Origin of the sequence: Streptosporangium canum (genome assembly GCF_900113865.1) — a bacterium.
In the GTDB taxonomy this organism is placed as follows: domain Bacteria; phylum Actinomycetota; class Actinomycetes; order Streptosporangiales; family Streptosporangiaceae; genus Streptosporangium; species Streptosporangium canum.
The window spans coordinates 122,574-145,359 of the sequence record NZ_FOQY01000021.1 but is presented as its reverse complement, the minus strand read 5'-3'; the positions used below and the strand labels follow the sequence as shown (position 1 = coordinate 145,359).

General features: G+C 69.8%; 14 protein-coding genes. 5 read left to right on the top strand and 9 right to left on the bottom strand.

From position 1 onward, the window contains the following. Positions 1-665, top strand: a 665-nt coding sequence (locus BM085_RS27365; protein ID WP_245789735.1) for an RNA-guided endonuclease InsQ/TnpB family protein, incomplete at its 5' end; no start/stop codon positions are given. On the opposite strand, the gene BM085_RS27360 is transcribed toward BM085_RS27365, so the two are convergent. The 3 genes from BM085_RS27360 to leuS all read right to left on the bottom strand — a co-directional run bounded on the left by BM085_RS27360 (position 569) and on the right by leuS (position 6,211). Next, complete coding sequence (locus BM085_RS27360; RefSeq protein ID WP_093889763.1) at positions 569-1,276, bottom strand: NAD(P)-binding domain-containing protein; 708 nt, start codon at positions 1,274-1,276, stop codon at positions 569-571. The genes BM085_RS27365 and BM085_RS27360 overlap by 97 nt on opposite strands. A 162-nt stretch (positions 1,277-1,438) precedes the next feature. Then, positions 1,439-3,409 carry an elongation factor G gene (locus BM085_RS27355; protein ID WP_093889762.1) on the bottom strand — a complete coding sequence of 657 codons (1,971 nt, stop codon included), beginning with the start codon at positions 3,407-3,409 and terminating at the stop codon, positions 1,439-1,441. 333 nt (positions 3,410-3,742) lie between these two features. After that, positions 3,743-6,211 (bottom strand): leucine--tRNA ligase, encoded by a 2,469-nt coding sequence (gene leuS / locus BM085_RS27350; RefSeq protein WP_093889770.1) that lies wholly within the window; start codon positions 6,209-6,211, stop codon positions 3,743-3,745. A 554-nt stretch (positions 6,212-6,765) separates the two neighbouring features. Between leuS and BM085_RS46935 the strand changes: the two genes are divergently transcribed. Continuing rightward, positions 6,766-8,694, top strand: coding sequence for a hypothetical protein (locus BM085_RS46935; protein WP_093889761.1), 1,929 nt, complete (start codon positions 6,766-6,768; stop codon positions 8,692-8,694). 1 nt (position 8,695) lies between these two features. On the opposite strand, the gene BM085_RS27340 is transcribed toward BM085_RS46935, so the two are convergent. The 4 genes from BM085_RS27340 to BM085_RS27325 form a co-directional block, all read right to left on the bottom strand. Beyond that, positions 8,696-9,970, bottom strand: coding sequence for a cytochrome P450 (locus BM085_RS27340; protein WP_218158842.1), 1,275 nt, complete (start codon positions 9,968-9,970; stop codon positions 8,696-8,698). Positions 9,971-9,998: 28 nt separating this feature from the next. Further along, positions 9,999-11,249 carry a cytochrome P450 gene (locus BM085_RS27335; RefSeq protein WP_093889759.1) on the bottom strand — a complete coding sequence of 417 codons (1,251 nt, stop codon included), beginning with the start codon at positions 11,247-11,249 and terminating at the stop codon, positions 9,999-10,001. Between the two features lie 349 nt (positions 11,250-11,598). Then, complete coding sequence (locus BM085_RS27330) at positions 11,599-12,855, bottom strand: cytochrome P450 (RefSeq protein ID WP_093889758.1); 1,257 nt, start codon at positions 12,853-12,855, stop codon at positions 11,599-11,601. 100 nt (positions 12,856-12,955) lie between these two features. After that, entirely contained in the window at positions 12,956-14,500 is a 1,545-nt protein-coding gene (locus BM085_RS27325) for a GMC family oxidoreductase (protein WP_093889757.1), read from the bottom strand. Between the two features lie 181 nt (positions 14,501-14,681). Here BM085_RS27325 and BM085_RS27320 point away from each other — a divergent pair, with 181 nt between their 5' ends. The 3 genes from BM085_RS27320 (at position 14,682) to BM085_RS27310 (ending at position 20,063) form a co-directional block, all read left to right on the top strand. After that, positions 14,682-16,217: a long-chain-fatty-acid--CoA ligase gene (locus tag BM085_RS27320; protein ID WP_093889756.1), complete on the top strand. Its 1,536-nt coding sequence runs from the start codon at positions 14,682-14,684 to the stop codon at positions 16,215-16,217. A 164-nt stretch (positions 16,218-16,381) separates the two neighbouring features. Further along, the gene (locus tag BM085_RS46930) at positions 16,382-18,583 is read left to right on the top strand and encodes an AAA family ATPase (protein ID WP_093889755.1); all 2,202 of its coding nucleotides are present in this window, start codon (positions 16,382-16,384) and stop codon (positions 18,581-18,583) included. Continuing rightward, positions 18,576-20,063, top strand: a complete 1,488-nt coding sequence (locus BM085_RS27310; RefSeq protein ID WP_093889754.1) for a type 1 periplasmic-binding domain-containing protein — start codon at positions 18,576-18,578, stop codon at positions 20,061-20,063. Before BM085_RS46930 ends, BM085_RS27310 begins: the two co-directional genes overlap by 8 nt. A 29-nt stretch (positions 20,064-20,092) precedes the next feature. On the opposite strand, the gene BM085_RS27305 is transcribed toward BM085_RS27310, so the two are convergent. Together BM085_RS27305 and BM085_RS27300 are read right to left on the bottom strand one after the other, a co-directional pair. After that, positions 20,093-21,352: a class I SAM-dependent methyltransferase gene (locus BM085_RS27305; RefSeq protein ID WP_093889753.1), complete on the bottom strand. Its 1,260-nt coding sequence runs from the start codon at positions 21,350-21,352 to the stop codon at positions 20,093-20,095. 12 nt (positions 21,353-21,364) lie between these two features. Continuing rightward, on the bottom strand, positions 21,365-22,714 hold the full coding sequence (locus BM085_RS27300; protein ID WP_425443280.1) for an FAD-binding oxidoreductase: 1,350 nt from the start codon (positions 22,712-22,714) through the stop codon (positions 21,365-21,367). Positions 22,715-22,786 lie beyond the last annotated feature (72 nt).

The following is a 22,786-nucleotide window of genomic DNA, read 5'->3' as shown; positions in this document are numbered from 1 at the left end:
ACGGATTTTTGGGGGTGGACCTGGGCATCGCCAACCTCGCGACCACCAGTGGCGGAGTTCGCCACAGTGGCAAGGGCCTGAACGCGGTCCGCCACCGGCATCGCGAGCTGCGCCGCCGCCTGCAGGCCAAGCAGACCAAATCCGCCAAGCGGCTGCTGAGGAAACGCCGCCGCAAAGAAGCGCGTTTCGCCGCGGACACCAACCACACCATCGCCAAACGCATCGTGACCGAGGCGACACGCACCGGGCAAGGGATCGCCCTGGAAGACCTCCAGGGCATCCGCGACCGGGTACGGCTCCGTAAGCCCCAGCGGGTCACGTTGCATTCGTGGAGCTTCCACCAGCTCGGCCGGTTCGTCGTCTACAAGGCGGCCCGTGCCGGTGTCGCTGTGGTGTACGTGGACCCGGCCTACACCTCGCAGGGCTGCTCGGCCTGCGGGCACGTGGACAGACGCAACCGGCCGAACCAGGAAACCTTTCGCTGTACGTCGTGCGGCTTCGCTGAGCACGCCGACGTCAACGCAGCTCGTAACATCGCCGCACGCGGTGTCACAAGCTGGGCAGTGAGTCACGCTGCCGACGACGCGGACCAAACCGTCGAACCCATCGACGGCGAGGAGCTGCAAGCTCGGTCGTTTACGGCCGAGAAGCTGACAAGCTTGTAGGTCAGAGCACTCCCGGGGTCGTCCCCGCAGTACCACTGGACGGCGAACAGGTCCTGCCAGACAGGTCCCAGCCGGTCCACGAGACCGCGTTCACCCCCCAGCAGGCCCATGGCCTGCCCGTCGACGACCGCCTGCGGTCCTCCGATGACGGGCGCGGCCACGAACCGGCCTCCCGGCGCCAGCCCTGCCAGCGCGCGGGACGTGTCCGGGGAGACGGTGCTCATGTCGGCGACGACCGGCGCGCCGGACTCAGCGCCAGGACCAGAGCCGGCATCAGAGGCGGAGCCGGAGCGGAGACCAGAACCGGAACCAGAACCGGAACCGGGAGCAGAGCCGGAGCCAGAACCGGAACCGGAGCCGGAGCCGGAGCCGGACTCGGCCAATCGGGCCATGACCTCACGGACCGCCCGATCGTCGGCGAGCGACATCAGCACCGCGTCGGCATCCCGCGCGGCCTCCGCCGCTGAGGACACCTCGGCGGCGCCGGCGTCGATCACCTCGGACGTCTTACCCGGTGTCCGGTTCCAGACCCTGACCGCATGACCGCGGCCGAGCAGCCGCAGGGCCACCGCCCGCCCCATGCTGCCCATGCCGAGCACCGATACCCGCATGCCTCATCCCCCTGTCAGGCATGGTCTTCCTCCTCCGGTCACCGCCTACGCGGGGAAGGCCGGAAAAGGCCTGAAAGGCGAGGAAGCCTTTAAGCGGTGCCGGCGGGGGCCGGGCAGGCGGTACCGGCCGCGGTCCGGGCAGGCCCCGGACCGCGGCCCGCCTCACCTCGCCGGGCCTCCCTGTGCGAGGTGCCGCAGGTATTCGCTCCGGTTGAGCGGGTTGCCGTCCGACCGCGCGCGCACCGGGACCGGCCCGAGGACCCGCCGATCCCCCGACGGCCGCGACCACCAGACCCCTTCTCCACGGGACAGTCCGGGCAGCCGCCGCTCGAATTCGCGCACCTGACGCACGGGGATGTCTCCCCTGACCGACCATGTCTCCATATCTCCGGAGGACTCCCTGATGTCGGCTCCGAGGGCGGCGAGCTGTGCGGTGGCGGCGCTGAGCCCGTCAGGGGGGACCTCCAGCTCGAAGGCGTGGCAGGGCTCGTAGACCCGGGTCCCGGCGATGTCCAGGGCGCGCATCAGGACCAGGGGCGTGAGGTCGCGGAAGTCACCGGCCGTGCTGACCGGGGCCGCATAGCCCGTCCGGGTCAGGGTGACGAGGCAGTCGGTCACCGCCCAGCCGTACAGCCCCTGCTCCAGGGTGCGGCGCACGGTGTCCTCGATCGCCCGGTGGAAGGGGCGCGGCAGCGAACCGAGCTCGACCTCCCGCCTGAAGGTGATTCCGGGCCCGGTCGCGGGTTCGACCCGCAGCCCGACGGTCGCGAAGAAGCCGTTGGGCCCCGGGTCCATCTCCTCGCAGGCCTCCCCGACCCCCACCGGCCGTTCCAGGTGGACCGTACGGCTCTGCTCGAACACGGCCTCGACGCCGAACTCGTGGAGAAGGGTCTCCGCGATGACGTCCTTCTGCACCTCGCCGTAGAGCAGGACCGAGGTCCCCTCGCCGGGGACGGCACGCGTGTGGATCAGCGGGTCCCGGTCGGCGAGCTCCACGAGCGCGGCGTGCAGCCGCGCGGCCTGCCCGGCCTGTTTCGGCCGGGCGAGGGTCTCCAGGGTGGGCGGCGCGAAGTGCGACCGGCCGGCGAGTCCGCGCGCCGAGCCGACCTGGTCGCCGACCCGGATGCGGGACAGACCCCACACCTTCGCGATGTCGCCCGCCACCGGGTGATGGGCCTTTCGGCGCACCGGTCCGATGACGTGGAGTGCGGTGATCTGTTCGCTGTTCTCGCTGACTCCGCCGCCCGCCTCCAGCCGGTAGGAGGTGATCCGCTGCCGCGCGCGCAGCTCACCGGAGTGCATCCGCAGGTAGGCGACCTTCTCGCCGGCGCCACCGCGTTCGATGGCGAAAACGGTGGCCCGGGGATCGTCGTCTCCGGTGCCGCGCGCCGGCGGGAGCAGTCGTGAGATCCCGTCGACGAGCGCCTCGACGCCCTGACCGGTCAGGGCCGAGCCGAAGAACACCGGGTGGAGCAGTCCGGCGGCGGTCTGGGCGCGCACCTCCGCCAGGATGCGGCCGGCGGTGGGGACCGAGCCGGCGACGAGGTCGGCGAGCAGCGTGTCGTCGCTCTCCGCGAGGATCTCCGCCACCCGGGAGCGGGAGCCCGGTCCGTCCAGGGAGATCGGGACGGTGCGCGCGGCCGGGGAGCCGGCCTGCCGGACCGCGTTCATGGGGACGATCTGCGGTGACAGCTTCCGCCTGATGTCGGCCAGCATCTCCTCGTGACGGGCGCCGGCACGGTCGATCTTGTTGACGAAGACCAGGGTCGGCAGACGCATCTTCCGCAGGGTCTTCATCAGGACGCGGGTCTGCGCCTGTACGCCCTCCACGGCCGACAGGACCAGGACGGCCCCGTCGAGCACGCCGAGCGCCCGTTCGACCTCGGAGATGAAGTCGGAGTGCCCCGGGGTGTCGATCAGGTTGACCTGTGAGGCGCCGACGGTGAAGGAGGCGACGGCGGAGCGGATCGTGATGCCGCGCCGCCGTTCGATGTCGCCCGTGTCGGTCTGGGTGCTGCCGGCGTCGACGCTGCCGAGCCGGTCGATGGTGCCGGTGTCGAACAGCAGCCGCTCAGTGAGACTGGTCTTGCCCGCGTCCACATGGGCGAGGATGCCGATGTTGAGGGTGTGCATGGGTGCTGGATGCCTCGAAAACTCTCGTCCGGATAGGGCGCTGTGAGATTCCGAAGGCTCGCCGCATCGCATGCTCCTGGTGGTGATCGGTCTGTCACCGACATCTTCGCATCGATCGGCCCGGTGGTTCGAGGCAATAAATCCGGCCCGCTCCGGAGCGGGCCGTCGAGCGGCAGGCGGGCCCGCTGGACGGCCCGCGACGGCCGCCACACCTGCCGGGAAGCCGATGCCGGTGCGGCGCCGCCGTACCGGCCGGGGCGTGGGTGGGTGCGCGGGCGGCTCCACGGCGACCGCGGCTCGGGGCGCCCACCGTACGGGCACCCCGGAAAGCCGCTAAGGGACGATGTTGACCAGCTTGGGCGCGCGGACGATGACCTTGCGCGGAGCCCCGGACAGGAAGGACTGGACTTTCTCCGAGGCGAGCGCCAGGACCTCCAGGTCGGTGTCGGAGATCTCCGGGGAGACCTCCAGCCGGTCGCGGACCTTGCCGGCGACCTGGACGACGCAGGTGACGGAGTCCTGGACCAGCAGGGCGGCCTGGGCCACCGGCCAACCGGCCGTGGCGACCGAGGTGGGGTGTCCCAGACGCTCCCAGCCCTCCTCCGCGGCGTACGGCGCGACCAGGGACAGCATGACCGCCAGGGTCTCGGCGGCCTCGCGGACGGCCGGGTCGGCGGCGCCGGGGCCGGAGTCGATGGCCTTGCGGGCCGCGCTCGTCAGCTCCATCATCCGGGCCACCGCGACGTTGAACCGGTGCGAGTCGACCAGCTTGGTGACCTCGTCGATGGTCCGGTGGACGACCTTGCGCAGGTCGAGGTCGCCGGTGGCGAAGTCCACGCCGGGGGCGGAGGCCGCACCGGCCTCGGCCATGACGCGGAACGCGCGCGCCAGGAACTTCTGCGAGGCGGCCGGGGAGACGTCGGCCCAGTCGATGTCGTCCTCCGGCGGGCCGGCGAATATCACCGTCAGCCGGACCGCGTCCACGCCGTAGGAGTCGATCTGCTCGCCCAGGTCCACGCCGTTGCCCAGCGACTTGGACATCGCCTTGCCCTGGTTGATCACCTGCCCCTGGTTCAGCAGGCGGGTGAAGGGCTCGGTGAAGTCGACCATGCCCATGTCGTGCAGGACCTTGGTGAAGAACCGCGAGTACAGCAGGTGGAGCACCGCGTGCTCGACGCCGCCGACGTACTGGTCGATGGGGCCCCACTCGCGCAGCTTCTCCACGTCGAACGGGCCGTCCTCGTAGGCCGGGTCCACGTAACGCAGGAAGTACCAGGAGGAGTCGACGAAGGTGTCCATCGTGTCGGTGTCGCGCCGGGCGGGGCCGCCGCACTTGGGGCAGGAGACGTTGACCCAGTCGTCGGCCGACGCCAGCGGGGACACGCCCTTGGGGGCCAGAGCCTCGCCGCGCAGGTCGGGCAGGGTGACGGGCAGCTGGTCGTCCGGGACGGGGACCTCGCCGCAGTCGACGCAGTGGATGATCGGGATCGGGCAGCCCCAGAAGCGCTGGCGGGACAGCAGCCAGTCGCGCAGGCGGAAGTTGACCGTCGCCTTGCCGGTGCCGCGCTCGGCCAGCCCCCCGATGATCTCCCGGATCGCGTCGGCCTTGGACAGGCCGTCCAGCGGGCCGGAGTTGACCAGGGACCCCTCGCCCGCGGTGGCGACCCCGGTCTCGCCCGGGTCGGCCAGGCCGGTGTGGACCACGACCCGCACCGGCAGGCCGAAGGCGCGGGCGAAGTCCAGGTCGCGCTGGTCGTGCGCGGGGACCGCCATGATGGCGCCGTGGCCGTAGTCGGACAGCACGTAGTCGGCCGCCCAGACCGGCATGCGCTCGCCGTTGACCGGGTTGATCGCGTAACGGCCCAGGAAGACGCCGCTCTTCTCCTTGTCGGTGGAGAGCCGGTCGATGTCGGACAGCTTGGACACCTCGGCGCGGTAGGCCTCGAAGGCCTCGCGCCGGTCGTCCGTCACGATCTCCTCGGCCAGCGCCGCGTCCGGGGCGACCACGAAGAAGGTCGCGCCGTACAGGGTGTCGGGGCGGGTGGTGTAGACGGTGACCGGCTCGTCGCGGCCCTCGATGATGAAGTCGACGTCGGCGCCCTCGGACCTGCCGATCCAGTTGCGCTGCATGGTCAGCACGCGCTCCGGCCAGCCGCCCTCCAGCTGGGCCATGTCGTCCAGCAGGCGGTCGGCGTAGTCAGTGATCTTGAAGTACCACTGGGTCAGCTCGCGGCGGACGACCTCGGCGCCGCAGCGCTCGCACCTGCCGTCCTTGACCTGCTCGTTGGCCAGCACGGTCTGGTCATTGGGGCACCAGTTGACCAGGCCGCCCTTGCGGTAGGCCAGGCCGCGCTCGAAGAAGCGGATGAACAGCCACTGGGTCCACTTGTAGTACTCGGGGTCGCTGGTGTGCAGGCGGCGGGACCAGTCGAAGGAGATCCCGTAGCGCTTGATGGAGTGGGCCTGGGTCTCGATGTTGGCGTAGGTCCACTCGGCCGGGTGCGCGTTCCGCTTGATCGCGGCGTTCTCGGCGGGCAGGCCGAAGGAGTCCCAGCCGATCGGGTGCAGCACGTTGTAGCCGCGCTGGACCCAGTAGCGCGAGAAGACGTCGCCGATGCCGAACGCCTCGGCGTGGCCCATGTGCAGATCGCCGGAGGGGTAGGAGAACATGTCGAGCATGTAGCGCCGCTCACGCGTGTCGGCGGGATCGTCGGAGGCCCGGAACGGGTCGAGCTCCTCCCATCGCCGCTGCCACTTGACCTGCAGTGCCTGCGGGTCGTAGTGCTGCTCGTCGCTCTGCATGTCGGCTCGCTCGCTCACGTCAATCTTCCCTCGGTATACGTCTGCGCAGATGATCTGACCCATCCGACCCAATAGAAAAACCCTCCGCTCACGCGAAGGGCAGCCGCATCGGCGGGCGTCTAGCGCCGGGAGGGCCGATGCGGCCAGATAAGCAGCAGGGCCGCGGCACGCATATTCCAAGACTATCGCAGTCCGCAAGCCCTATTCATAGGACGGAGAACAAGCCCGATCACGGCAAACCGGGGACACGGCACCGGAGGGTCAGCACAATAGGAGGCTCGTGCGTCTGGGGCGGATCAGGACTCGATGGTGATACGTCCGTTGTGACCTCACTTGTCCCGTCAGTTTACTCTTTCACCGTGGCACACTCAGTCGAGCCGGGGCAGGGCCCGGATCCTTCGGAGGTCGGCCTGCCGATGCAGGATCCGCCAACCGACCCCACCGGACTCCAGTTCAGAGGGGCGTTCTCCAGTTTCCCTGCGAACCCCCCCGTCTCACGTGAGACCATGCCCAATACCCATAATTCGGGCACCCGCCCGGGAGGTAAGGAAGCCATGGCCTCGGAGCAGTCCAGCCAGTCCCACCTGCCTCCGGCATGGCCGGAGGCAACAGAGCCGCCGCCCGCCTGGGCGAAGGACTCTTCCGGAACCAGCCCCCGGCTCCCTCTTCCCCAGGAGGAGCCCGCAGGAGACGGCGCCTCCTGGCAGGCCGGCGTCCCCGGCAACGGTTCCTGGCAACAGGCCTTCGGAACGGCGACTCCCGGTTCCCAGCCTCAGTCGCCGCAGACCTCCGGCCCGCAGGCGGGTGGTGACTCCTGGCAGGCGGCCGCGCCGCCGCAGGAGCAGCCCGGCGCCTGGCCGCCCGCTTCGCCCGCCGAGAACGGCGGGTGGCCCGCGACACAGGCCACCGACAACGGCGGATGGGGTACGGCGCCGGCCGCCGGGGGCGGCGGATGGGACGTGGCCAAGAGCACCGACAACGGCGGATGGGGTACGGCCGCGCAGGACACCGGCAACGGGGGATGGAGTACGCCGCCGGCCTCGGACGACGGCGGGCGGAACGCCGCCGCGCCGGCCGAGAACGGCGGATGGGGCCGCCCGCCGGCCGAGGCGCCGAGCCATGAGCAGTCCTCTCCCTCCTGGACGAACCCGCCCGGCGCAAACCCGAACCCGTTCGGCAGCCAGGACCCGCTGACCAGCCCCAACCCCTTCGGCAGCCAAGAACACCTGACCAACCCACCCGGCGCAAACCCCAACCCCTTCGCCACCCAAGACCCCCTCACCAGCCCCAACCCCTTCGGCGGGCAGGAGCCGTTCGGCAGCCCCTCGGGCAACGGTGTCGCCCCGGAGAATCCCGGCGTGTGGGCCCTCGCGGGGGCGACCGCCCCGGAGGCGCCTCCGGGCGCCCCGCCACAGCTTCCGCCCCATCACACTCCCCCTCAGGGAGGGCCCGCGCCCGTCCATCCGGGCAACGGCCAGCAGCACCCCGGCTGGCAGCCCATGCCAGGACAGCAGCCCATGCCGGGCCAGCAGCATCCCGGTCAGCCGCATCCCGGTCAGCAGCCCATGCCGGGGCAGCAGCCCATGCCGGGCCAGCCGGGCGGGCACCTGAGCAGGGACCCGTCCGACCCCAACAGGCCGTTCGTCACCGCGGGCCAGATCAGCGGCCCGAAGACCCCGCCGCCGGAGCGCCAGCAGGAGCTGTGGAACACGGTCTTCGGCGACAACTACCAGGCCATGGAGGACGAGCAGGATCTCGACGGGTCGGGCCGGCCGGTCTGGGTGTTCGCGCTGGCCGGCTCCGTGGTGATCGCCCTGATCGGCGCCGTGCTCTGGGCCTTCCTGGCCGGCCCCCTGGCTTCCACCAAGGAGGAGGCCGTCCCGGAGGCCAAGCCCTCCGCGACCGGCAAGAAGCCCGCCAAGTCCCAGGCGGTGGGCCGCCTGCCGCGTTTCCCCGGCAAGGCCTCGCCGGTGGCCGGCACCCTGCCCGACCAGGCCGCGGCGATCAGCGTGGCCCAGCTCGGCGCGCCCTGGCGGCAGGACCAGCGCCCGGCCGTGCCCACCACCTACGGCTTCACCACCCGCCAGTACGTCCCTGCCGGCCCGGACTCCACGGGCAAGACGCAGTTCGCCCAGGTGATGTCCGGCCCGCTCTCGCCCCGGCTGAAGAGCAAGTACACCTCACCGGCGAACCTGGCCCCGGTGATCAACGCGGTCGCCTCCAGTGGCCGGAAGAAGTTCTTTCCCGAGGACAACTCCGCCCGCAAGACCGCCCAGCAGACCCTGAACGTCAACGGCCTGCGGGGACAGCTCTCCGCGTATGAGATCACCTCGGGCACGTCCAAGACGACCATGGTCGTGGCCGCCCTGAGCACCGGCGCCGACCTGCCCGCGATCGTCTACATGTCGGTGCCGGACAGCAAGAAGGAACTGCTGCCCGACATCAACACCGTGTTCAAGTCGATCCGGTCGACGACTCCGTGACTCAGAACGCGCAGTCCATGTGCTTGATGCCGTTGATGAAGCTGGAGTAGAGCCGCTCCGGCCTGCCGCCCTCGATCTGCGGGATCCTCCGGAGCAGTTCGCGGAACATCACGGTGATCTCGCGGCGGGCCAGGTGGGCGCCGAGGCAGAAGTGCGGCCCCGGGCCGCCGAAGCCCACGTGCGGGTTGGGGTCGCGGGTGACGTCGAAGCGGAGCGGGTCGGGGAAGACGCTCTCGTCCCGGTTCGCCGCCCAGTAGTACAGGACGACCTTCTGGCCCTTGCGGTAGAGCTGGCCGTTCATCTCGTGGTCCCGGGTGACCTTGCGGCGCATGAAGTTCACCGGGGAGGCCAGGCGGACGATCTCCTCGACCGCGCCGGGGAGGTGGCCGTCGAGGTCGGCCAGGAGCAGCGCGCGCTGGTCCGGGTTCTGGGTGAGCAGGCGCAGGCCGTAGGAGATGGCGTTGCGCGTGGTCTCGTTGCCCGCCACCACCAGCAGGATGAAGAAGGAGCCGAGCTCCTGGGCGGTGAGCTTCTCGCCGTCGATGTTGGCGTTGACCAGTGACGAGGTGAGGTCGCCAGTGGGGCGCTCGACCCGGTGCGCGGCGAGGTCCTGGACGAGTTGCTGCAGCTCCATCCCGGCGGCCAGCAGCTTCTCGGCGACCGTGGTCATGTCGTCGCCGCCGTATTCGGGGTCGAATCCGCCGAGGATCACGTTGGACCGGTCGAAGACGGAGCCGTAGTCCCTCTCCGGGATCCCCATCATGTCGCAGATGATCTTCAAGGGGAGCTTGGCGGCCACCTCGGTGACGAAGTCGCAGCCGGACCCCCGGGCGATCAGGTCGTCGACGATCCGGACGGCGGCGGCCTCGACGTCGGCCTCGAACTGCTTGATCATCTTGGGGGTGAACGCCCGGGAGACGATCCGGCGGAGCCGGGCGTGCCTCGGGTCGTCCATGTTGATCATCGAGCCGAAGTACTCGGTGAACTCCGGCGGCATGTCCGGGATGTTGGTGGCCCCGCCGTCCCCGGAGCAGAACACCTCGGGGTTGCGGCTGGCCTCCAGGATGTCGGCGTGCTTGACCAGCGCGTAGTAACCGGGCCCCTTCGGAGCGAAGGAGATCTCCATCTCCTCGTAGAAGGCGGGGTGGTCCAGGCCGCGCAGGAGCCGGAAGGCGTGCTCGCGCTCCGGCATGGGCCTGGCCCAGAAGTCGTAGTCCGACAGGTCGAAGTCGGCGGCGGAGACGATCGGCTTCCGCTCGGCTGGCGTCACGCTCATATCGTCAATCATTTGCGCAAGCAACCACTTACGTCAATGGAGCGTCTCCGAAGTCGCAATCGAGGTGCTTGATGCCGTTGATGAAGCTGGAGCGCAGGCGGTCCGGCTCGCCGACCGAGCGGATCTGCGGGATCCGGGTGAACAGCTCGCGGAACATCACGGTGAGCTCGCGGCGGGCCAGGTGGGCGCCGAGGCAGAAGTGCGGCCCCGGGCCGCCGAAGCCCACGTGGGGGCCTTCGGTGCGCTGGATGTCGAAACGGTAGGGGTCGGCGAAGACCGCCTCGTCGCGATTGGCGGCCCAGTAGAAGAGCAGGACCTTGTCGCCCTTGCGGTAGAGGTGGCCGTTCATCTCGTGGTCGCGGGTGACGGTCCGGCGCATCCAGGCGACCGGGGAGGCCAGGCGGACGATCTCCTCGACCGCCCCGGGGAGGCGGCCGTCGAGGTCGGCCAGGAGCAGCGCGCGCTGGTCCGGATTCTCGGTAAACAGGTGCAGGCCATGCGAGATGGCGTTGCGCGTGGTCTCGTTGCCCGCCACCACCAGCAGGATGAAGAACGAGCCGAGCTCCTGCATCGTCAGCTTCTCGCCGTCGATGTTGGCACTGGTCAGCGAGGTGATGAGGTTGTCGCCGCCTTCGGCGGCCAGGGAGACGACGAGGTCCTGCAGGCGCTGTCCCGCGCCGAGGAGCAGCTCGGCCGCACGGCTGACGTCCTGGATGAACTCGGGGTCGCCGCCGGACAGGATGATGTTGGAGGCGTCGAAGACCGTCTGGTAGTGCTCGGGACCGATGCCCATCATGTCGCAGATGATCTTCAAGGGGAGCTTGGCGGCCACCTCGGTGACGAAGTCGCAGCCGGACCCTCGGGCGATCAGGTCGTCGACGATCCGGGTGGCCTCGACCTGCACGTCGGCCTCGAACTGCTTGATCATCTTGGGGGTGAACGCCCGGGAGACGATCCGGCGGAGCCGGGCGTGCCTCGGGTCGTCCATGTTGATCATCGAGCCGAAGTACTCGCTGAACTCCGGACCCAGGTCGTGGATGGCGGTGGACCCCCGCCCCGAGGAGAAGACCTCGGGGGTACGGCTGGCCTCGACGATGTCGGCATGCCTGACCAGGGCGTAGTAGCCGGGCCCCGGAAGGGCGAAGCTGATCTCCGGTTCGGCGAACCGGAGCGGGGCCGCCTGGGCGCGCAGCAGCGCGAAGGCGGCCTCGCGCTCGGCCATCGGCCGCTCCCAGAAGGCGATGTCGGACAGGTCGATGTCCGCCAGTGAGACCGTCACGTCAGCCCCCTACTAGAACCGCATTCGGTTTTTCTGATCCTGCCACATGATCTTCAACCTAACCAGCCCGGGACGAGGCCGCCGACCTCATGGCGGCCCCCGGAGACGAGGAGGCGCCCATCCCCCCGCCACCGGACGCGCGAGCCCGTCACCGCCTGTGGTGGCGGGCCCGATGCCCATGGAGCGGATGTCCACGGTACACATACCGGCATTCGCTTGGCTGACGTAGTGACCACCCTCGGCGGACCCGTCTCCGCGCTCGCCGGCGGGCACGCCGGAGAGCCCGGCCGACCGGACCTGCCCTCCCCCGATCCCGCCCCGGATCGCGCCCGCCGGGAACGCGCGCGGGTCACATCGTGTAGGGCAGGTGCTTGACGCCGTTGATGAAGTTGGACAGCAGGTAGGAGGGCTCGCCGGCGGCCCGGATGGCGGGCATGCGAGTGAGGAGCTCGCGGAACATCACGGTGACCTCGCGGCGGGCCAGGTGGGCGCCCAGGCAGTAGTGGGGGCCGGGGCCGCCGAAGCCGAGGTGCGGGTTGGGATGGCGGGTGATGTCGAAGGCGTCGGGGTCGGCGAAGACCGCCTCGTCGCGGTTGGCGGAGTTGTAGAAGAGCAGGACCTTGTCGCCCTTGCGATATGCCTGCCCGCCCAACTCGTACTCGCGGGTGACCGTGCGCCGGAACTGGATCACCGGGGTGGAGTAGCGGATGATCTCGTCGACGGCGCCGGGAATGTGCCCGTCGAAGTCGTCCACGAGCAGCTCGCGCTGGTCCGGGTGGTCGGTGAGCAGCTTGAGGCCGTGGGAGATGGCGTTGCGGGTGGTCTCGCTGCCGGCGACCACGAGCAGGATGAAGAACGAGCCGAGCTCCTGCGGGGTGAGGGACTCCTCGCCGTTGACCAGCATGCTGGTCAGGTCGCCGGTGGAGTCGCCCCGGCGCCGGCGGCCGAGCCTGGCGGCCAGCCGGTTCAGCTCGCGCCCGGCGGCCATCAGCTTGACCAGGCCCCGGCCTACGTTCCAGCGGGTGAGCTCCGGGTCGATGCCGGTGTACTCGGAGTCGGCGTTGCCCAGGATGATGTTGGTGGCGCGGAGCACCCGGGGGTGGAGCTCCGGCGGGATGCCCATCATGTCGCAGATGACCTGGACGGGCAGGCGGGCCGCGATCTGGGCGACGAAGTCGCCCGGCCCCTCGGCGATCGCCTCGTCCACGATCCGGGTGGCCGCCCGCTGCAGGTCCTCCTCCATCTTCGACAGGACCCTGGGGGTGAACGCCCGGGACACGATCCGGCGGAGCCGGGCATGCCGGGGGTCGTCCATATTGATCATCGACCCGAAGTAGACCGCCATCCACCGGGGCATGTCGACGACGCTGTTGGCCGTCGGCTCGCTGCTGAACACCCCGGCGTTCCGGCTGGCCTCGGAGACGTCGGCGTGCCGCACCAGGGCGTGGTAGCCGGGCCCGTGCCCGACGAAGGGGATCTTGTTCTCCCGCACGAAAACGGGCCGGTCCAGCTCCCGGAGCCGCCTGAAGGCCTCCATGCGCTCCGCCTGCGGGCGGGCCCAGAACAGGATCTCCGACAGGTCGACATCCGGCGCACTCACGGTCATCAACCCAGATTTATGCAAGTGCCCACTTACGTCAAGTGTGAGCCACGGCACAGACGGTCGTGAGCCGCCGGCGCGAACCACAGTGCGCGGGCGGGCCCTCTCACCCGGCGCGGGTGATGAGGTCGGCGGCCTTTTCCGCGATCATCACGGTGGGGGCGTGGGTGTGGCCCCGGTTGATGACCGGCATGACCGAGGCGTCGACGACCCGGAGGGCTCCGATCCCGCGGACCCTCAGCGCCGGGTCCACCACCGCCTCGGCGTCCTCCCCCATCCGGCAGGTGCCCACCGGGTGGTAGAGGGTCTCGCTGCGCTCGCGGATCCAGCGGTCGAGCTCCTCGTCGGTCTCCGCGCCCCAGTACGGATTCATCGGCGGCCCGGCGAACGGCCTGAGCGCCTCGGTGGCGAACAGCTCCCTGGCCTTCCGCAGCCCGGCGACCTGCCGCCGGACGTCGGCCTCCGCCGTCAGGTAGGCGGGGTCGATCACCACGTCGCGGCCGTTGAGCGAGACACGGCCGCGGCTCTCCGGCTGGAGCAGGATCGAGGCGATGGTCAGGCCGTGGCCGGCCGGCGGGGTGAGGCCGTGGTCGACGAACGGACCGGGCGCGAAGATCAGCTCGATGTCGGGAGCGGGCTCTCCGGGGGAGGTGCGGATGAAGGCCACGGCCTCGCCGACGTTCGAGGTCAGCATGCCGGTACGGCCGACCAGGAAGCGGAGCAGGTTGGCGACCGACTCGGCGCCCGCGAGCGTGACCGGCCTGGGGCAGTGCAGGATGACGCCCGAGGCCAGGTGGTCCTGGAGGTTCCTGCCGACCTGGGGCAGCTCGTGAACCGGCTCCACGCCCTCCGCCCGCAGTTCGTCGGCCGCGCCGACGCCCGACAGCATCAGCAGGTGCGGGGAGCCGATCGCCCCGGCCGACAGGATGACCTCCCTGCGCGCCCGCACCACCGTGCCGTCGCCGTACTCCACGCCCGTCGCGCGCCCGTCCTCGATCAGGACCCTGCGCACGTGCGAGGAGGTCAGCACGGTGAGGTTGGGCCGCTTGGCGGCGGGCCTGAGATAGGCGTCGGCGGAGCTCCAGCGGCGGCCCCGGTTCTGGGTGACCGGGGTCGGGCAGCAGCCCTCGTTGGACGGGCCGTTGAGCTCGTCCAGCCGGGTGAGCCCGAGCTCCTCGCAGGCCCGCAGGAACACCGCGGTGGAGGGATTGGGGCTGCGCAGCTCGGAGATGTGGATGGGGCCCGCCGTGCCGTACACGCCGCCGAGATTGGAGCCGACGCGCCGTTCGGCCCGGTGGAAGTACGGCAGGACCTCCTCGTAGGACCAGCCGGGCACGTCCCAGCCGTCGTAGTCGGCCTGGTGCCCGCGCACCCACATCTGGGCGTTCATCGAGGAGGAGCCGCCGAGCATCCGGCCGCGCGGCCAGTACAGCTCGCGGCCGGACAGTCCGGGCTGCTCGGCGGTGGTGAAGGCCCAGTCGCGGTCGGTCTTGAAGAGCTTGGCGAAGCCGGCGGGCATCCGGACCTCCAGCCTGTCGTCGGAGCCCCCCGCCTCGATCAGCGCCACGGTCGTGGCGGAGTCCGCCGAGAGCCGGTTGGCCAGCACGCATCCCGCCGAGCCGGCGCCTACGATCACATAGTCGTACTCCATGTGGCCACTGACCCTTCGTCGTACGAACGCACGGACGGCCGGCTCGCCCCCCGGTGAGCGGGCTCTCATCTGCTTACTCCTCGCTGCTTTTCACGTCAATTTGTAACCTTGGTTACCTACCGGTAGGTATCTCGGGCTGCGAGTATGAGCGGGTCAGAGCTTGTTCGGAGGAGGACGCACCATGCTCAACCTGTCGATCGCGCTGGAGGACAGCGCCCGGGAGCAGCCCGACCGCACCGCACTGGTCTTCGGTGATCTGAGGCTGCCGTACTCCCTGGTCAACACCATCGCGAACCAGGTTGCCAACCTGCTTGTCTCCAGGGGCGTCGGCAAGGGCGACCGGGTCGCGCTGGCCTGCCCCAACCTTCCCTACTTCCCCTTCGTGTACTACGGGATCCTCAAGACCGGCGCCACGGTCGTGCCGCTCAACGTGCTGCTGCAGTCCAGGGAGATCACCTACCACCTGGAGGACTGCGAGGCCAAGGCGCTGTTCTGCTTCGAGGGCACGCCGGAGCTGCCGCTGGGCGAGCGCGGCCGGGCGGGCTTCGACCAGGCCGGGGCGACGGAGCACTTCTTCGTGCTGCCGGCCGCCGCGTTCGCCACCGAGTCCGAGTACGGCGAGACGCTGTGGGCGGCGCTGGACGGCGTGCCGGGCGAGTTCTCGACCGTGCAGACCGCGCCGGACGACACCGCGGTGATCCTCTACACCAGCGGCACCACCGGCCAGCCCAAGGGCGCCGAGCTCAGTCACCAGAACATGCTGCTCAACGCCATGGTCTCGGATGAGATGTTCCCGCGCAGCGAGGGCGGCGACGCCTTCCTGGCCGCGCTGCCGCTGTTCCACTCCTTCGGCCAGACCACCGTCATGAACCTCGGCTTCCGCCGCCGGGCGACCGTGGTGCTCATGCCGCGTTTCGAGCCCGGCCCCGCCCTGGAGCTGATGCGCGCCGAGAACATCACGCTGTTCGCGGGCGTGCCGACCATGTACTGGGCCATGCTGTCGAAGATCCACGCCGACGGCGACGAGGTGCCCACCTCGCTCAAGGTCGCGGTCGCGGGCGGCGCCTCCTCACCGGTCGAGGTGCTCAAGGACTTCGAGGCCATCTTCGGCATCGGCATCCTGGAGGGCTACGGCCTGTCGGAGACCTCCCCGGTGGCCAGCTTCAACCAGCTCGGCAGGCCCACCAAGCCCGGCACGATCGGCACGCCGATCTGGGGCGTGGAGATGCGGCTGGTCGACAGCGAGTGGAAGACCGTCGAAGGCGAGGGGCCCGGCGAGATCGCGATCCGCGGCCACAACGTGATGAAGGGCTACTACAACCGGCCCGAGGCGACCGCTGAGGTCATGAACGACGGCTGGTTCCGCACCGGCGACATCGCCACCCGCGACGCCGACGGCTACTACTCGATCATCGACCGGGCCAAGGACATGATCATCCGGGGTGGCTTCAACGTCTACCCGCGCGAGATCGAAGAGGTCCTGATGACCCACCCCGGGGTCTCCCTGGCCGCGGTGGTCGGGATCTCCCACGACTCGCACGGCGAGGAGGTCAAGGCCTACATCATCCGCGCTCCCGGCGTGTCCGTGACCGAGGAGGAGCTGGTCGCCTGGTGCAAGGAGAACATGGCGGCCTACAAGTATCCGCGGATCGTCGAGTTCCGCGACGCCCTTCCGATGACCGCCACCGGGAAGATCCTCAAGCGCGAGCTCAGGTGAACGGCCGGGCTTTCTATGGATAATTGAAAATAGCCATATATGCCTGACTCAAAAGCATTTCCCGAAAAGATGGGCTACGATGCGGTCCCGCCCTTGAGATGGCGGGCGTGCTCTCGTTCAGCCTCCAGCGCAACAGGCCGGGAATTGCCGAAGGCGGGTAGAACATGGCGAACAGCGAGTTGGCGGTCGCCTGCGGGCGGTTGATCAACGAATGCCTCGACCGCGAGGATGGGCCCGGGGGCGGCGAGCTGCCCGTCATCATGCTCTTCGGTCCGCGCGGGAGCGGCAAGACCACTCTCCTGAAGGAGGTCGCGGAAAACGCCGCGACCTCCTTTTCATTGCCATTTGTCCACATTGACTGCGCCGAACACCCCGACATAAAGGTAGGGGAAATCACCGCGCAGATCGCGCGCCGCGTCATGGGCCATCGCTGGCGCCAATTCGCGCCCGTCAAGCTGCCCCGGGTGGTGCTGGGGAACCTGGCGCTCTCACTGGACCCCGGCCTGAGGCAGGAGGAGGCGGAACAGGAGCTCTACGAGCTGATCCGCGGCAGGCGCGGGATCCCGGACAGCTCCAGGACCCTTCAGGAGATCTTCAATCTGCTCAGCGGGAGCGTCCCGGTGCTGCCGGTGACCGGTCCGCTGATCGCCACGATGATCGACCGGATCGCGCGGGGGCGGCGGCTGGTGGATCTGCTGGAACGCAAGGGCATGGCCTGGTACCGCGACCGGCTCGACCCCGGCGGCCTGACGGACCTGGCACGTTCCGGCGCGGCCGAGGACGGGTCTCCGGCGGCGGCGCAGATCATCTGCGAGGCGCTCCTGGAAGACCTGCGGGAGGGCTGGTCCAGGAAATGGCGCCCGCGCAACTGCCTGGTCCTGCTGGACAACTCCGACAGTCCCTCCGGCCGGGAGTTCCTGCGGGCGCTGGTGGCCGCCAAAGCCCACCGGGCCGCCGCCCCGGGCCCGGCCGGCGGGGACCCCCTGCTGGTGGTCGCCACCTCCAGGTCCTGGCAGGACCTCGGCCATCACTGGGACCGCCCGGGGACTCTCAAACCCCCGGAGGACGGCGTGGCCCGGCATCCACGCCGGCTGCGGCAGGCCGGCCACGGCGACTGGCTCGCCAACCGCGCGAACGGCAGGCGCGACCGCTGGTGGTACCCGGTGCTGCTGCCCGGCCTCAGCCGCACCGAGGTGACCCGGATGCGCGGGGCCACCCGGGGACGGCCGGGCCGGGCTCACACGGGATTCGTGCACGCGCTGACCGGCGGCCATCCGCTGGCGGTCACGCACCTGCTGGAGGCCATGGCGGCCCGGGAGCGCGGGGAGAGTCGGGACTCGGCCCGAACCGGGCGGGAGGCGCGCGAGAGCAGGGCCGTAGGGGAACACGGACAGGACCCGTACGCACGGGAACACGGGCAGGACCCGCACGAGAACACCGGCGAACAAGAGCGCGGGCAGGACCCGCACGAGAGCGCGGACGCACGAGAGCGCGGGCAGGACACCGGCTGGACCGAGCAGGGCCTGCGCGCTCTTCCCGCCCTGGGCCGGGCGCACGCGCAGCATCCCTTCCGGGACTTCCCCCACGACCTGGAGGATCTGGTCGCGTGCTCGGCCGCGACCAACCTGGCGGACGCCGATGACGCCGGGCTGCTGTCGCGTCCCTGGCGCTCGGCGGTCGACGAGCTCGGCGACCAGATGTGGCTCGTCCCCGGTCCGGGGCAGGAGAGGGCGCCGGCCATCCACCCCTGGCTCAGACGCCTGCTGCTGCGGGAACTCGAACGCCGCCACCGCCGCGACGGCCCGCTGTGGGACATCGCCCACCAGCGGCTGGAGGCCCTCTACACCTCCCGGGAGGACCTGCCCCGCGACCGGCTGTCCATGGTCATGCACCACCGGCTCGCCCGCGTGGACCTGACGGCCGCCGGCCGCCGCCACCTGCGGGAGGTGGTGGCGCTCCTCGACGGGCGGTTCAACAGGATCGACATGGCCGCGTGGATCAGGCAGTACAACTGGATCACCTCCGCGCCGAACCGGCTGCCCGTGACGATGTCGCCGGACGACCTGTACGGCCGGCTCATCCAGGAGCCGCCGGACGGGCGGGGCGACCAGGCCGGGCAGGAGCCGCCGGACGACCCGCGCGACCGGCCCTCCCCGGACCGGACGGGCGGCGCGGAGCGGCTGGCCGTCGTGCGCAGCGTGGTCGTCGACCGCTGGTTCCTGTCCGACCCCGGGGTGGACCCCCTGCGCGGCAGGCGCCGGAGCGTCGCGGACGGCCTGAGGCTGCTCGCCCGGTACGCGACCAGCGGCAGAACGATCCTCGTGAACGAGGCCCACCGCTACGACCGGGAGGACGACGATGAGTGAGCAGCGCGGTTTCGACAGGCGCGCACCGTTCCGGAAGGTCCATCCCTTCTGGTTCGGACTGCTCTGCGTGCTGCTCGCCGGCGCCCTGGGCGCAGGGCTGTTCCTCGTCCTCCGCCCGCGTCCCCGGGTCACCGACGGATCCGGCCGCTACCCCGCGAACCTGTCCCCCGTCGCGGATCTGATCCGCCGGGAGAACGAGTGGGTGCGCGGGCAGGGCACGCCCTACGTGAGCATCGCGGTGATGCTGCCGATGGACCCGGTGGTCAGTCCGACGAGCACGCAGAGCACCGAGTCCATCCGGCACGCCCTGCAAGGGGCCTACCTGGCCCAGTACTGGAGCAACCACAACGAGGGCGACGCGAGCGTGCCGAACGTGCAGCTCCTGCTCGCCGACTCCTCCGGAGACGCCGACGCCTGGCGGGCCGCGGTGGGCGAGCTGAAGGAGAAGGAGGCGGGGCAGGAGCACCTGGTGGCGGTCACCGGGCTGGGTTCGAGCGTCGCGGGGACGGAGAAGGCGATCGACGCGCTCGCGGCGACCCAGATCGCCATGGTGGGCGCCGTCATCACCTCCGACAAGCTGGCCGACAAGGCCACCATGGTCCGGGTGTCCCCTCCCAACAGCGCCCAGGCCAGGGCCATCGCGCACTTCATCAAGGAGCGCGGCGCCGTCACCGCGGTCCTGGTGCAGGACGAGGACGGGAGCGACTCCTACACCAGCACCCTCGCCGCGTCCTTCACCTCCGCCTTCGCCGACGTCGTCAGCCCGGCGCACGAGGAAAGCCGCCTGCTGGACGTCTCGCTGACCTACAGCTCCTCCCTCGACAGCGCGGACACGGTGCTCGGGCAGATGCCGGAGCGGATCTGCAACAGCGGCGCGAACGTGGTCTTCTTCGCCGGGCGCTGGCAGAACCTGCCGCCCTTCCTGCGGGCGCTGACCCGCCGGACGTGCGTCGATCAGAAGATCACCGTCATCACCGGTGACGACGCCAGCAACCTCAACCGGTCCCAGCCGGAGCCGATCTGGGACGACCCCCGGGCCAATCTGGAGGTCTACTACACGGCGCTGGCCCACCCCGCGGCCTGGGACCGCTACCCCGAGGCCGTCCAGCCGGCGACAGCTGGCCGCTTCAGGCGGGGCACCGACAGCTTCGGCGCCAAGTTCCCCGGGGAGTCACTCGACGACGGGCAGGCCATCATGCACCATGACGCGATGCTGACCGCCATCAAGGTGGTGGACATCTTCGCCGCGCAGGGCACGACCCGCCCCACGGCGAGCGCCGTCGCGAACCTGCTGACGAGCGCGCCCTTCACCGTTCCCGCCGCCAGCGGGTGGATCTCCTTCGACAAGAGGGGCAACCCCGTCAACAAGGCCATCCCGGTCCTGCGGCTCTTCTCCGACGGAAAGGTCACCTTCTCCGAACTGACCTCGGAGAACGGTACTCTTCCCGGAGGTCCCGACGGTACGGCCCGCGTCCCGTGAAGGGCGCGGGCCGTATTACCGGGTGAGGATCAGGGCCAGTCGACGGAGGGGCGCAGCGGCATGTGGGCCGCGCCCTGGGAGTCGAGCTTCACACCGAGGATCTGGTGAAGCTGGATCTTGTTGCGTTCGAAGCCGACCACGCAGCCGGCCATGTAGAGTCGCCAGACCCTGGCCGTGCCCTGACCGACCTCCTCGACCGCCTCGTCCCAGTGCTCGTCGAGGTTGGCGCACCAGTAGCGGAGAGTCTGGGCGTAGTGCTCGCGCAGGTTCTCCTCGTGGCGGATCTCGAAACCGAGGTCCTCCATCTGCCGGGCCAGGTAGCCGACCGACTCCAGCTCCCCGTCGGGGAAGACGTAGCGGTTGATGAAGCCGCCGGCGTTGATGGTCTTCTCGGTGCCGGTCGGCCGGGTGATGCAGTGGTTGAGGATCCGGCCGCCGGGGGTGAGCTTGTCGTACAGGAACCGGAAGTAGAACGGCAGCTGTTCCTTGCCGATGTGCTCGGTCAGGCCGATCGAGCTGACGGCGTCGAAGCCGCTCTCCTTGACGTCCCGGTAGTCCATGTGGCGGACCTCGGCCAGGTCGCCCAGCCCCTCCTCGGCGATGGCCTTCTGCGCCCACTCGGCCTGCTGCCGGGAGAGGGTGACCCCCAGCCCCTTCACGCCGTACTCGCGGGCCGCGTGCATGACCATGCCGCCCCAGCCGCAGCCCACGTCCAGCAGCCGCATCCCGGGCTTGAGACCCAGCTTCTTGGCGACCAGGTCGAACTTGGCGTGCTGCGCCTCCTCCAGCGTGGACTCCTCGCTGGGGAAGACCGCACAGGTGTAGGCCATGGACGGGCCGAGCACCCACTCGTAGAACCTGTTGGAGACGTCGTAGTGATGGTGGATCGCCTCGGCGTCGCGCTGCTTGGCGTGCCTGCTGCCCATCTTGGCCAGCATGCTGCGCCGTACTTCCTGGGGAGGCGGCGGCACCCGCATCAGCAGGGGCTTGATGCCGAGAGCGCGGATGGCGGCGAGCTTCTCGCTCGTCGGGATGTCGTTGATGGTGAGCGACCACATCCGCGACAGCAGGTTGTACATGTCGCCCTGGACGTCGAGATGGCCGGACACGTAGGCCCTGGCGAGACCGAGCTCCCCAGGGGCCTGCGCCAGGTAGGCCACCGCGGCCGGGGACTTCACCTCGATGCTGATGTCCGCACTCGGCGGACCGGCCTTGCTGCCGTCATAGGCGGCGAACCGGATGTCCGCCTCGGGCCCTATGACCTTTTCGAAGATTTCTGCGAGTTTCACAGAATCAACCTCCTAACGCCCCCGCACACACTTGTCGTAGAGGTCGAGCAACCGGCCACCCGCGTCGTATGCCCGTTTGACTGGCCAGTAGGCGATTCCGTTATAAAACCGCCAGAACTCGTCTCGGGAGTAGAAGGACGTCGAGTACAGCGACTTGTGCCCGTCGAGCTCGTGCACCTTGTTCTCGATGAGACGGTTGTAGTACCCGTCGAACTGGCCCCGGGGCAGGGGGACTGTGCCCCAGAAGCCGAAGTTGACGTAGAGCCGTCCGGGCTCCAGCGGGTAGAGCGGCCATTCGCCGGTGGACTTCAGCGGGCACATCCACACCGGCGTCATGCCGACTCTGTCGTGGAAGAAGTCCAGGAACTCCGCACCTCGCTCGACGGGCACCTCGATGTCCTGGATGACCGATTCCTGGACGGGCTGGCCCCGCCACCGGTCCACCCGGGCGATCACACCGTACTTGCGGTCGAGGCCGACGAGCCTGCGGTAGACGTCGGAGCGCATCCACTTGCGCGGCATGAGCGAGCGCACCAGCGCCCCCTGCACGCCGAAGGCGCGCGAGCACCAGAACCAGTCGGTGTCCCAGCGCCACAGGTAGTCGCGGATGCTCAGCCAGTCGCGGGTCCTGGTCTGGATCGACCGGTAGTAGATGCGCATGCCGGTGTAGTCAGACAGGTAGGGCGCGCGTTCGGCGAACCGGCCGACGGTCACGTAGAGCTCGCCGGGACCGAAGAACGTGCCGTCCACGAAGTCGACCGGCTCGCCCTCGTGCTCGCCGCGCTCGCAGATCTCCTTCATGGCGATCATGCACTTGTCGGCGTCGCCGAACGGGATGTGGGTCAGCCGGACGTACGGCTGGACGGGCTTGAGCTTGATCCGGATCCGGAGCGCGTAACCGAGCGTGCCGTAGGAGTTGGGAAAGGCACGGAACAGCTCGCGATGTTCGTTGTCGTCCCGTGCCACGACGATCCGGCCGTCGCCGGTGAGGATCTCCAACTCCTCGACCGACTCGTGCGGCAGCCCGTCGCGGAAGCTGGTGGACTCGATGCCCAGCCCGGTCACCGCGCCGCCCAGCGTGATCGTCTTGAGCTGCGGCACGACGTAGGGCATCAGCCCGTGCGCGAGTGTGGCGTCCACCAGGTGCTCGTAGGTGGTCATCCCCTGGACCTCGGCGGTCATGGTGACCGGATCCACCTCGATGACCTGGTCCAGGTCCCGGGCCGACAGCTTCGCTCCGGAAGCGCCGTCCCGGAAGCGGAACAGGTTGGTCGTGGCCTTGGCCAGCCGGGGCACCGCGTCCTCGGGAATCGCGGCGTAGGACTCCCTGATCTGCTCGACGGCGCGCCGATGCGCCGACATCTGTGTCATCTGTTGCACAGGACCTCACCCCCAGAGCCCTTCATAGTAAAGATCGCCCCTCGCACGTTATAT